Source organism: Inquilinus sp., assembly GCF_057815775.1.
Window position 1 is genome coordinate 1 of the sequence record NZ_JBYRFX010001106.1, and the last position, 11,723, is coordinate 11,723.

10 protein-coding genes are annotated in these 11,723 nt (G+C 64.7%); 8 read left to right on the plus strand and 2 right to left on the minus strand.

From position 1 onward, the window contains the following. A partial coding sequence (locus AC3XYG_RS39470; RefSeq protein ID WP_489145384.1) for a PQQ-binding-like beta-propeller repeat protein occupies positions 1-1,096 on the plus strand: 1,096 nt, incomplete at its 5' end. Here the strand turns inward: AC3XYG_RS39470 and AC3XYG_RS39475 are convergent. Then, entirely contained in the window at positions 1,078-2,082 is a 1,005-nt protein-coding gene (locus AC3XYG_RS39475; RefSeq protein WP_489145385.1) for a tyrosine-type recombinase/integrase, read from the minus strand. The genes AC3XYG_RS39470 and AC3XYG_RS39475 overlap by 19 nt on opposite strands. A gap of 507 nt (positions 2,083-2,589) precedes the next feature. Here AC3XYG_RS39475 and AC3XYG_RS39480 point away from each other — a divergent pair. The 7 genes from AC3XYG_RS39480 (at position 2,590) to AC3XYG_RS39510 (ending at position 10,130) form a co-directional block, all read left to right on the plus strand. Beyond that, on the plus strand, positions 2,590-2,802 hold the full coding sequence (locus AC3XYG_RS39480) for a hypothetical protein (protein WP_489145386.1): 213 nt from the start codon (positions 2,590-2,592) through the stop codon (positions 2,800-2,802). Between the two features lie 1,251 nt (positions 2,803-4,053). After that, positions 4,054-4,500, plus strand: a complete 447-nt coding sequence (locus AC3XYG_RS39485; protein ID WP_489145387.1) for a hypothetical protein — start codon at positions 4,054-4,056, stop codon at positions 4,498-4,500. Positions 4,501-4,545: 45 nt separating this feature from the next. Next, positions 4,546-6,336 (plus strand): hypothetical protein, encoded by a 1,791-nt coding sequence (locus AC3XYG_RS39490; protein WP_489145388.1) that lies wholly within the window; start codon positions 4,546-4,548, stop codon positions 6,334-6,336. A gap of 1,085 nt (positions 6,337-7,421) precedes the next feature. Further along, the gene (locus AC3XYG_RS39495) at positions 7,422-7,694 is read left to right on the plus strand and encodes a hypothetical protein (protein WP_489145389.1); all 273 of its coding nucleotides are present in this window, start codon (positions 7,422-7,424) and stop codon (positions 7,692-7,694) included. Between the two features lie 325 nt (positions 7,695-8,019). After that, the gene (locus AC3XYG_RS39500; protein WP_489145390.1) at positions 8,020-8,592 is read left to right on the plus strand and encodes a DUF192 domain-containing protein; all 573 of its coding nucleotides are present in this window, start codon (positions 8,020-8,022) and stop codon (positions 8,590-8,592) included. Positions 8,593-8,804: 212 nt separating this feature from the next. After that, positions 8,805-9,635 carry a winged helix-turn-helix domain-containing protein gene (locus AC3XYG_RS39505; protein WP_489145391.1) on the plus strand — a complete coding sequence of 277 codons (831 nt, stop codon included), beginning with the start codon at positions 8,805-8,807 and terminating at the stop codon, positions 9,633-9,635. Between the two features lie 87 nt (positions 9,636-9,722). After that, positions 9,723-10,130, plus strand: coding sequence for a hypothetical protein (locus AC3XYG_RS39510; protein WP_489145392.1), 408 nt, complete (start codon positions 9,723-9,725; stop codon positions 10,128-10,130). A gap of 485 nt (positions 10,131-10,615) precedes the next feature. Here AC3XYG_RS39510 and AC3XYG_RS39515 read toward each other — a convergent pair whose 3' ends face one another. After that, positions 10,616-11,449, minus strand: a complete 834-nt coding sequence (locus AC3XYG_RS39515) for a class I SAM-dependent methyltransferase (protein WP_489145393.1) — start codon at positions 11,447-11,449, stop codon at positions 10,616-10,618. Positions 11,450-11,723: the final 274 nt, after the last annotated feature.

Sequence of the window (11,723 nt, forward strand, 5' to 3'; positions counted from 1 at the left end):
GCCCGACATCTGGGGCGGCAACCGCACCCCGGAATCGGAGCGGTATTCGAGCGCGCTGGTGGCGCTGGACATCAACACCGGCAAGCGCGTCTGGTCCTACCAGACGGTGCATCACGACCTCTGGGACATGGATCTGCCGTCGCAGCCCACCCTGGTCGATCTGGCCGGGCCGGATGGCCCGCGCCCCGCCATCCTGCAGCCGGCCAAGACCGGCAACCTCTTCGTGCTCGACCGGCGCACCGGCGAGCTGATCGTGCCCGCGCCGGAGCGGCCGGTGCCGCAGGGCCCTGCCCCGGGCGACCGGCTGTCGCCGACCCAGCCCTTCTCCGAACTCACCTTCCGGCCGGAGAAGCTGCTGACCGGCGCCGATATGTGGGGCGCGACCATCTTCGACCAGCTGGCCTGCCGCATCCTGTTCCACCAGATGCGCTATGAGGGCACGTTCACCCCGCCCTCGCTGCAGGGCACCCTGGTCTTCCCCGGCAATCTCGGCATGTTCGAATGGGGCGGCATCGCGGTCGATCCTGTCAGGCAGATCGCCATCGCCAACCCGATCGCCATCCCCTTCGTTTCCAAGCTGATTCCCCGCGGCCCCGACAACCCGGCGGCGCCGAACGACGCGCATCCCTCGGGCAGCGAGATCGGCGTGCAGCCGATGTACGGCACGCCCTATGGCGTCGTGCTGCACCCGTTCCTGTCGCCGGTCGGGCTGCCCTGCATGCGGCCGCCCTGGGGCTATATGGCCGCGATCGACCTCAAGACGATGAAGATCGCCTGGATGCACCGGAACGGCACCATCCGCGACAACGCGCCGGTGCCGATCCCGATCAAGATGGGCGTGCCCAGCCTGGGCGGGCCGATGACCACGGCCGGCGGCGTCGCCTTCCTGACCTCGACGCAGGACTACTACATCCGCGCCTATGACGTGACCAATGGCGACCAGTTGTGGGAAGACCGCCTGCCGGCCGGCGGGCAGTCGACACCGATGACCTACGCCGTCGACGGCCACCAATACGTTGTCACCGCCGCCGGCGGCCACGGCTCGTTCGGCACCAAGGTCGGCGACTACGTCATCGCCTACACGCTGGCCAAATAGCGCGGATCTGATTCTTGGCGCCGTTGCACGTCACCATGGCCGAACACGGCGGCCACCGCCGGGGACCAGCAGCACCTGTCCTGTATGTTCGGTTTGTTGAACCTGCCAGTTGAGGAAACGTCTGGTCCGGAAGAGTTCGGGAGGGCTCCGAAGGTCAGCAGTGGGGACCGAGCGGCCGCCAGCCCGACGTCCGGTATAGGGAGCCAGCACAGTGAAGAGCAACGTCCGCTTCGGAGCGCTCTGGAAGGCCTCCCGATGACGGCAAAGGGGACAATCCGGCCATTGGCGCCGTCTCCTCCGGCCCATTTGCCTGCGAGCAATCTCCCCGTAAAATTCCCAACCCAGAGGCTCTCGTGCCGGCGGTAGATCCAGGCCGAGGCGTAGCTCTTCCAGCGACCGTGCTCCATCGCCTTGTCGAGGGGGATGCCCAGCAGGTCGGCCGCGGTCATCATGCCAGCGCGCAGGCTGTGCGCCGAGAATTCCTCCGGACCGACGCCGGTGCGGGCGATGACGCGCTTGACCAGACGCGCGATCGCGCCCGGGTCAACCGGCAGCAGGTGGCCGCTGGTGCCGGTGACGAGGTTTCCGCCGCGGTCGAGAAGGCAGAACAGCGCGCCAGGCGCGTCGCCACGGGCCGCGAGCCAGCGTTGCAAGGCAGTGACCGCGCAGAGCGGCGAGGCCGGCACCGCCTCGATGCCGACCTCGGCGCCGTGTCGTTCCTGATCCGCCTTGGAGCGACCGACGAACAGCACCAGGCCCTCGGCCGAAAACGACACATCCCGGAGTTCGAAGGCTGCGAGTTCGGACCGGCGGAAGCCGCCGACGAACCCGATCAGCAGCAACGCCAAGTCGCGGACTGCCCTGCACCCCTCCCCTCCCCTGCTGGCCAGCGCGTCGCCGGCAAGGTCGGGATGGGGTGACGACATAGAACGGGCAGAAAACCACGCTAAGGGGACAAACCGGGAACATCCCTGCGCTTGCACCATCAGAACTGCGTCAGATCTTCAGGAAAATGTCCGCCCCGGTCTCGGAACTCGCGCCGGAACTGGTCTCACGGGACAAGTCGGCCGCCTGGTAGCCGGCCCGCTCGGCAAGGTGAGCAGTTCGTGCTCCGGCCGGTCGAGGACCGTTCCGGCATCGAGACGCTGCAGTAGGTCGCTGCCCGTAGCCCCAATTGAACCCATCCCTCCACTCGCCGATCTCGTCATCGCCGCGGCTCCCAGCTGAATGCCAGGGATTCTGCCCCGGCTACCCGATTCTAACCGTACCCTTTTCTAACCGTACCCTTTGATATTACGGCAGTAGTCTATTACGGCAGTAGCCGGATAGTGGGAAAATCCGGTGAATATCGTTTAGGACCGCTGTTGGAGTCATGCTATCCAATAATTGTCCAGGCTGGATCTGTGGCGGCCTTCGAGCCCCCTCAGAATTGAATTGATCTCGCTCCAGTACTTGGGCGTTGTTATCAACTCTAAAACCTCTGGGAGACCAAAATGCTGTCCAAGTCCATCCTCATGGGTGCCATCGCGGCCGTTTCCCTGTTCACGCTGTCCGCTGGAGCGATCGCCTCCAACGGTCCGGCGTACAAGAATGACGCCGCAGTCCTCAAGCTCTCGACCGTCAACACAAATAAGGCGTCGGCCGAGGCCGTGCCGGCCGTCAACAAGAATGTCCAGGTGGCTATTTGCTCGCGGGCTTGCCCGTAATCTAAAACTGCTCTTGAGCTCGGGCCAACCGAGCTCAGGAGCAGTTAATGTGAGGCCCTGTCTCGGATCCCTGTTCCCACGCCGAAAGCCGTGGGCTGGGCAATCTGAGCTGTCGACTGTACTGTCGGACAGGAGAGGTGCCCCCAAAGTAACTTCAGTGCTGTAAAAACAAGAGCCGCGCTGGCGGCTTTTCTGTGTCTTAAGGCGAGTATTTCGTCTGAGGCGCAGGCGGCACTGATGGCCAGAATCGGCATTATCCGGAATCGACAGTATATAGCGGCCAGACCGCGAGGAGGCACCATGCCATTGCCAGAACTGGTGAAAAGTTGGCTTAATGCATGTTGCGGATGCTTCTCGTCTGGCACGAATGATGGCGGCGATGGCGAGCTCATAGAGCTGGAACGCGTCGCGCCGAACAACGCAGCGACCCGATCCGATGCGGCGCCGCGGCCGGGCACAGCAGGGCAGGATCGCGGAGCGCGTCCTCGCCGAGCATCCACGCAGGGCCGTCAGCCCGATTTTGACATCGGGCCGACGTCCTCCCGGACGGCGTTAACGCCCATGCCCCGCCCCGCCAACCCGGCACAGGTTGCAGGCCCTGGATCTGGTCAGGTTGTGGGCTATCCCTCCACACCGGCGCCGGCGCTGGTCACAGCAGGGCAGGATCGCGGAGCGCGTCCTCGCCGCACATCCACGCAGGGCGGTCCGCGCAATTTCGACATCGGGCCGTCGTCCCGGACGGTGACAACGTCAGAGCCCACGCCTCGCTCCGCCAACCGGGCACAGGGCGCCGCCCCCCAACGTAGTACCTATCCCCCCGATCCGACGCGGTCGATCCCGGCAGAGCAGGATCGCGCCGTGCGTCCTCGCCGTCCATCCACGCGGGGCCGTGGGAACGATTTCGACGTCGCTCCGACGTCCTCCCGGACGGCGGCACCGTCAACGTCCATGCCTCGCCCCACCAACCAGGCACAGGTTGCAGCCCCCGACCGTGGTGGCTATCCCCCCGCACCGGCGACGCGGCCGGGCACCGCAGACCAGGATCGCGCAGCACGTCCTCGCCGAACATCCACGCAGGGCCGTCCGCGCGATTTCGAAGTCGGGCCGTCATCTTCCCGGGCCGCTCCCCGGGTGGTTCCATCAGTGCCCGCGGCCCGTCCCGTCATCCCGGCGCGGGTTCTCCCCCCGCGGGCCGACGCCCCCTATTACCAGGAGGTCCAGATCGCGTTCGACCGCCCCAGGCGCGGGGCGGTGAACACCTGCGCCTCGCATGCGCTCAATGCCGCGATCGGTGGTCCGGTCTCAAACCACGAGACCGTGGCCGGAGGCGGCGTCACCGTCGAGGAGTTGGTCGGTATGGTGAGCGATCTCGGCCTCCCCGAGATTTCGACCAGAGATTATGGCAGAGCATCACCCGCGCCGTCCCGCCTCAACAATCGCATTGGCCCGCCCCGCGCGATCATCCATCTCATTTCGATGAATCCGGCGACTCGCACCAGAAGCGCGCACATCCTGGCCTTGCGCGGCGATGAAGGAACCGGCTGGCGGGAGATCTCCAGCATGCCCGGCCCGGATGGAGAATTTTCCCAGCCGATCGTCGGTACCACGCTGCAGCAGGCCGTAAACCACTATGTGGGCCTACCGGGCGTGGAGCAGGTGAGCGTCGGCTATTGGCCGCCTGGCAGCATTCTGCCGTAAGTGCAGCCGCGCGGGCAGCTCGGCAATGCCCCGGCAGATCAGTCGTTGATCAACCGCTTCGGCGAGAGTTGGCCGGTCAATGCCGAGACGCATGCGGCCGCACTCAGTTCCTTCGCCGAGTGGCTGGCCAGCAGCGGCAATCGAAGCTTATCCGACCTTGCCGCCAGCCGAACGATCTCACCCGAGCTGTTGGATCGCTACACCCGCGAGAGGTGGCCGGCATCCGACAGCCAGCGACAGCAACAGGGCGCGCAAATCGCCGCCGCCACCGCTCGCCTGACTGATTTCACGCTCATCCATAATCTTGGTGGCAGTGTCCGCGGTTCACGAGGACCGGACGCCCGCGGGGCCATCGTGACGAGGTTGACCGCGTTCGCCGGATGGCTCGACAGCGCCGAGGCCAGCAGCCTCCACCGGCTCGCCGGCAACGGAGAGATCCCCGACTACCTGGTCACCCAGTTCATTAACGACAATCAACTTGACGCAGCACAGGCACAAGGGGTTCGCGTTTCCCTCCGGGAGCTTCTCGACTTCACGGGGCAGGCAACGGGGCGCCAGCCGCGTCCTGCCGGACAACGCCCGGCGCAGCGTCCCGCCGAAGGCGGACGCGCAGCCAGGGCGCTGCAGGGGGCCATCCGGCAGGGGGACATCGGGGCCATCCATGCCATTCATGCCGAAGTGCCCAATGACCAATGGCGGCAGCATGCCGACGCCATACTCGCGCTTCTGTCGGCCTCTTCATCATCAGCAGACCAATGCCGTGACATCGCAGCGGCAGTTGCCTCCGCCGTCTTTGAAGACGTGGGCCGGGAGCGGCAGCCGGGGGAGGCGGGACCCGATCTGACCCAGGGATCGAGGGGGCAGCGGACGCCCGAGGAACTGGGGCGCTTGATGGGCTGCCTGGTCATCGGCAGCTTCATCGACCCGGGCCTGGACCTGAACGAAACGCGCGGCAATCGCGGCGAAGAGCGCTTCGGGCCGATCCTGCGGTTGTTCCGGGATATGGCCGGGACAGCCGAGGACCAGCAGTCCCGGGAGACGGCGAGAACGCTTTTGTCGCAGCTCTGCGCCTCCGCCCGCAATATCGGGCCGATGTTCTTCGGCCGGGAGGTCATGCTGGATGCATTGGGGTTCGCGCGCGTCGACCAAAGCGCCGCCCCACCCCGGGCGGCTGCGGACGGACAGGCACGGGCGGATGGACGTGCGCCGGCAGCGATCATGCAAGCAGCGCTGGCGACCGTGGGGCTTGGCGCGACGCCGGCATGGGTGATTGGAGGTCATAATTTCAGAGGGCAGGTTCTGACGCATCCCGATGATATTGCGGAGGTGCATGCGTTGGTGGCGCGCTTGGCCGCCGTCGAAGGGCCGCGCGCATCGGCCGAGACGATGCAAGAGGTGCGGGATGCCATGGCGCGCGGCGTGACAACGGATGGTGCCATCTTTCATTTCCACCTGACTCATCCTCTCGATATTGCGGAAGCGCGTGAGCTGGAGCGGCAGGTGGCGGCCGGTGTCGGCCCGCGCGTGTCGGCGGCCACCATGCAAGAAGCGCTGGACTTCATGGCGGCCGGGGCAACGGCAGCATACGTGACGAGAGGGTTCGGCCTCTCCCATCCTGAGGACACTGCCCAAGTGCAGGCGATGGAGCAACGCGTGGCGGCTGGTGAAGGCCCGCGTGCGCCGGAGGCCCGCCTGCGAGGAGCGTTGGAGAGCATCGCGAGTGGCAGGCCGGGGGTGACAGCAGATGGCATGATCCGTTATTTTAACCTGACGCATCCTCAGGATATCGCTGAGGTCCGCGCGGCGGAGCGTGACCATCAGCGCGGGCGTGAGTGATGCTTGCGCAAGCATTGGAGCGCCGGGTCCCCAGATCCCGGATCGGCATGATGTCCGCCAGTCAAGAGCCGCCACAATCGACAGCCCTTGCGTGATCGTCGTCGCAATGCCGAGTTCCGGCAAATCCGAATTTCCACTCCCGGCCGGCCGGCGAGGGGCTCGAGCATGGCGGCATGTGCTTCGGCACCGGCCGGCGAACTCCCGGCGACATGGTCGGGCAAAGTCTGATCCACCTTGATGTCGCCGATCTGTCCCGGCTGCTGCAGCTTCGGCGACGCCGCGCCTGATCTCCGATGGCCGACGCCGACCGGCACGCCTGGCCACCCGAGCCATTGATTCAATGACGCCGAGACGCGAGTCGCCACGACCCGCCGGTCTCGCCGCATGCTGCCGATCTCTTGCCAGGCACAGGCTTCGCCATCTCCGCACGGGGCAAGATTTGCGCCATCGACCGCAGGCCGCCTTCCAGATCGGGATTGCCGCCAGAAGGCCACGCTCTTCAGGCGCGATGATCCGTTGCCGGACGTTGGACCGGTTGACGCCGTTGCGGCGACCGGCATCGACATCACCATTCAAGAGAGTTTCCAAGTCAGGGCCCGCAAGCCGGGCATCCGAGTGGCCGGCCCCCTGCGATGGCTGCCGACGAGGTCGACAGCGCCTCTTATCCTGCTTGCCGTGCGGGCTTTCAGATATCTCGGCAGCGGCATCACTTGGTTGATCACGACATTTATTTCGGCCGTAGCGATATTATTACAGAAGTAGTCATATTATTCAATATTTATTGAATAATTATCAAATAGTATAAACAAAATTTGTCAACCATAATTCGATATACTGCTCCGTGGGTGATCCATATGATATCCAAAGCACGACATCATTCTGATATTTGCGACATTTATTTCTGAGGTAGCCATCAAATTTCATGCGTAGCCCAATTCTTCAGAATTGAATCCATAATCACTTAGAAAATCGCAAAATCTCGTGTTATCAATTAATAGTTCAAAGCACGAATGCAGACGAACCAAAGAAATTCTCTACATCCGCTTTGGATTACTATCCATCAATCCTGAAGATAGGAGAGAATTATGCTGACCAAGACCCTCATCGTTGGTGCCGTGGCCGCTCTCGGCCTGTTTGCGACGTCGGCTGGCGCGTTCGCCGCGAGCGGCAAGGTGGACGGCAACCTGCTGCAGCTCGCGCAGTTCGGTCGCCCGCGCATCCACGTCACTTCGGACAAGAACGTCCCCAGCAAGCCAGCGACCGTCACCGCCGCGATCGATCATGCCGCCGGCGGCAAGGTGGACGGCAACCTGCTGCAGCTCGCGCAGTTCGGCCGCCCGCGCATCCACGTCTCTTGATATCGAAGCTCGCCTGATCTCGGCCGACTGGGGTCGGGAAGCGGTCTGACGTCAGCCGATTCCCAGCGGACGAGGCCAGGTGCAGGGTGCCAGGCCCGATGATTCAGGCTCATCGGGCCTCAATCCCTGCCGATGCCGCGGGATCCGAACGACGAGACGGTGCTGGTCCGTGATCAGCGCCGCCGCTTGTGCTCGACCGAGCCCGCCTCTTCCCCGGCCAGGCGCTGCAGACCGCCGCGGAGCCATCTGGCTCTTGCCGGCCGCGCGTCCATTTTCCCGGCCGCCTGCCTGCGACAACCCGCCTTCGACAACAAGGATGATGGCGATGAAGACGATCCTCGCCGCACTCGCCTTCCTGTTCTTTGCCGCCGGCCCGGTGCTGGCGCAGGACCAGGCGCAATCGACCAAGCTGAACAGCAGCGACCTGACCATCGAGACCGCCGCCGGCCAGCACTTCCACTTCGCGGTTGAACTGGCGCTGAACTTGAAGCAGCAGCGGCGCGGCCTGATGTTCCGCAAGGCCATGGCGCCGGATGCCGGCATGCTGTTCGTGTTCGACACGGACGAGCCGCTGTACTTCTGGATGAAAAACACGCTGATCCCGCTCGACATGATCTTCATCCGCACCGACGGCACCATCGCCAACATCATCGAGAGGGCGGCGCCGCAGAGCCTGGACCACCGCGACTCTGACGGGCCGGTGAAGGCGGTGCTGGAGTTGAATGGGGGCATCGCCGAGCTCCTCGGCCTCAAGCCCGGCGACCATGTCATCCATCCGCTGATCACGATCACGACCACCGCGCCGGCACGGGGCGGGGGCTGCTCCGCACTGATGAGCGATTGGCATTCACCGCTGCACTGGCTCGCGTCGGGGACGACCTGCGAAAGCGGTATGTGACCGCCATCGACGGGTTGCTGCAATGTCCCGGATGAAAGGAGTTTCCGGACGATTTCCCATGGGATGCCCACGGCATGTCCCGGGGCGGGATGGTCGGGGCAAGAATTGCGGGCCTGTGACCTGGGTCACCAGCCCCTCCCGGACCCGGTGCGACACTTACGTCATTGCGCACCCGCCCACCCGGCATCCTGAGATTTAAGGAGAAGGCTGCGATGACCGACATCTGCGAACCACAGGCCACGACGACCCCGCTCCCCGAGGCGAAATGCTGGAACAAAGGGCTGATGGCCCTTGAAACGCAGATCAGGGCCAACGTCGACATCGGCCAGACAGCGCGTGTACTGGTCCTCGACGATGATCCCGCGATGCTGGACATGACCCTGGCCTATCTCGACGACCGGGGCTTCCGCTCCATCGCCGCATCGTGGCCACGGGATCTCCCCCGCGACCTGGCCGAAAGCGCGCCGGATCTGGTTGTCATGGGTTCGGATGCGGACGCGACGCACGAACTCGGCCTGCTGCGCGACATCCGGGCATGGTCCGATGTCCCGGTGATCGTCACCACCGGCCATAGCCGAGCCGAGCTCGACCGCGTCGCCGCGCTGGATCTCGGCGCCGACGACTACATGACCAAGCCCTATGACCTGCGCGAGTTGCTGGCCCGCATCCGCGCGGTGCTGCGCCGCCAGGCGGCCGCCCCGATGCCGCGGCCACGCGATCCGGAGCGGGGCAGCTATCGCTTTGCCGGCTGGCTGCTCGACCGGCGCACGCGGAGTCTGACCGACCCGGAGGGCGCACCCGTGGCCCTGACCAAGAGCGAATATGCCCTGCTGGCGGCCTTCATCGACGCGCCGCAGCGGCCCCTGTCGCGCTACGATCTGATGCAGGCCACCCGCCTGCACGAGGATGTGTTCGACCGCTCGATCGACGTCAAAATCCTGCGGCTGCGGCGCAAGCTGGAACGCGATTGGGACGCCCCGCGCGTGATCCGCACCGAACGCGGGGTGGGATACACCTTCGTGGCGACGGTGGAGCGGGTTTGAGTTGGCCCTCCAGCGAGGCCGGTTCGATCGGCGTCCCTGGCGTAACCTGGTGTCTTCGCGACGTTTACGCAGAATCGGAGGTGTGTCATGTCTTCCGACCAATTCATCCACTATCCGGATTCTCCGGCGGCCACGCCCGAGACTGGCATCCTGACAACCCTGGTCGGGCGCGAGGACGAACTCCTTTCCTTGCGACAGGTTGCTTCCGAGATTCTACTCAAGCTCCGGAGGGGCCGGGAAACCTGGCCCGACACCGATGTTCCACCACCCCACGAAATACGGGTGCTGCAGCAGATCCTTGTATGCCTGCTGATCAGCCGCGATCCATCGCCCGGGGACGGGTTCGACCGAATCGCCGCCGCCGGCCAACAGCTGTCTCTGCTGATCGACATGGCGAGTGCGCCGCTTGAGGCCGATGACACCGACTACGATCTCGTGGATTTCGACGCGGATCTCGACGATGCGGAATGGCTGGTGGAGGGGCACGGGCTATAGGCCGGCGCACGCGGACGGAGTCTTATCGACCCGGGGCTGCCGCGAGACGATCTAGCAGATTTGGTGAAGCGGTGGCTCTCAATCGACAATCCTGAACAGGCTCAGCCGGGCCCGAGCCTGGCTGCGACGGTGACTGGAACCGTGGCTGCCGTGGGGACGCAGATTTGGCTTGTTCTGACCTGTGGCTGGTGCTTCGCGAGCAACGGCAACGATGGGAATGCCGAGGTGACTGCTCCACTCCCGGCCAATCAAGAAGACGGGAATGCCAACAAACAAGCGCTGGAGTTGACGCCTCCGGTAGCCGTTTCTGCCCCGCCTCTCCCGACTGCTCCTATGGTGTCTCAAGAGGACCACGGCCAAGGGCAACTTCGACCGACCGTAGCCGAGCAGGCAAGCGACCCTGCCGTATCGGCGGAGCCTCAGAACAGTCAAGGGGAGGGGAATGCGGAAGAACAGAAGAACCTCCTTACGATCCCGACCCCGTTTCAGGTGATCTCCGAACGGCGCCCGCATTGCGTCCAGGCGCAGACTTGCATCGGAAAGAATACCTGGCCGCGCGCGGCGGTCACGGCGCTGCGCAGCCTGTCCGCGAGTGAGGCGACATCGACCTCCGCCGCTGTGGTCACGCCGATCTTCTCCAACTGCGGCAGAAGGCTGGATAAAGACAGGGCGCAAAAGGCGTAGAACGCACTGTCCGGGCCGCCACCAACCGGCGTCTCGCAAAATATCGCCGGCTGAGGCAGGCCTGCGTCCTGGAAATGCCCGATCAGTCGGCCGGGGGCATCCGGATGCGGCAAGGAGGCATCGGCCGCGACCATCCAGTCCCACACCTGCTGCACCAGCGGCACCGCCGGCAGGCAGTGCAGCTGGCCGTACATCGCGACCTCATGGAAGGCGAGGATGCCGCCGGGCCTGACATGCGAGGTCGCGGCGCGGAGGAATCGCCCGGGATCGGCCTGATGGATCAGCACATTCCGGCCAAAGACGGCATCGAAGGGCAACGGATCGAAGAAATCTTCCACCGAATCCCAATGGAATTCGATATTGGCATGGCCGATGACCCGCGCCCGCTTCCGTGCGGCTACCACGACCTCGGCGCTGCGATCGACGCCGACGACTGACCCGGCCGGGCCGACCAGTTCTGCCACCAGCATCGAGGCATCGCCCCCGCCGCAGCCGAGGTCCAGCACCCGCATCCCCGACTTCACCCCAGCCTCGTGCAGCAGACGCTCAGTGATCGACTCGACCATGGCCGCCTCGATCGCCAAGCGGCGGATCTCGGCTTTCGAATGGCCCAGGATGTAGGGGATGTCAGGCACGTGATTTCGCTTTCACCATGGCAGCGCAGGTCCTGCCCAGCCATTGATGGGGCTGCCGCGAGACACGCTGGGATCGACGGCATTGGCATATGAATAAAATGTGACCACTTGACGGCGTCCGCGACTCAAAAGACTACCGATGTAACAGCTGCGCCACCCAGCCAAAGTTGTTGCCGCGAGACTCCGAACCGGGTTTGAGATATGGCGGCGTGTTCGCCGCCACACGCGCAACCCTATTCTTCTCTTCGACCCACCTTGATGTGGACACCAGTGC

What these genes read in the sequence shown, in the direction of transcription:
- AC3XYG_RS39475 (WP_489145385.1), bottom strand. Translation starts at nt 2,082, where the DNA reads ATGGTGCAAGCGCAGGGATGTTCCCGGTTTGTCCCCTTAGCGTGGTTT.
- AC3XYG_RS39480 (WP_489145386.1), top strand. Translation starts at nt 2,590, where the DNA reads ATGCTGTCCAAGTCCATCCTCATGGGTGCCATCGCGGCCGTTTCCCTG.
- AC3XYG_RS39495 (WP_489145389.1), top strand. Translation starts at nt 7,422, where the DNA reads ATGCTGACCAAGACCCTCATCGTTGGTGCCGTGGCCGCTCTCGGCCTG.
- AC3XYG_RS39500 (WP_489145390.1), top strand. Translation starts at nt 8,020, where the DNA reads ATGAAGACGATCCTCGCCGCACTCGCCTTCCTGTTCTTTGCCGCCGGC.
- AC3XYG_RS39505 (WP_489145391.1), top strand. Translation starts at nt 8,805, where the DNA reads ATGACCGACATCTGCGAACCACAGGCCACGACGACCCCGCTCCCCGAG.
- AC3XYG_RS39510 (WP_489145392.1), top strand. Translation starts at nt 9,723, where the DNA reads ATGTCTTCCGACCAATTCATCCACTATCCGGATTCTCCGGCGGCCACG.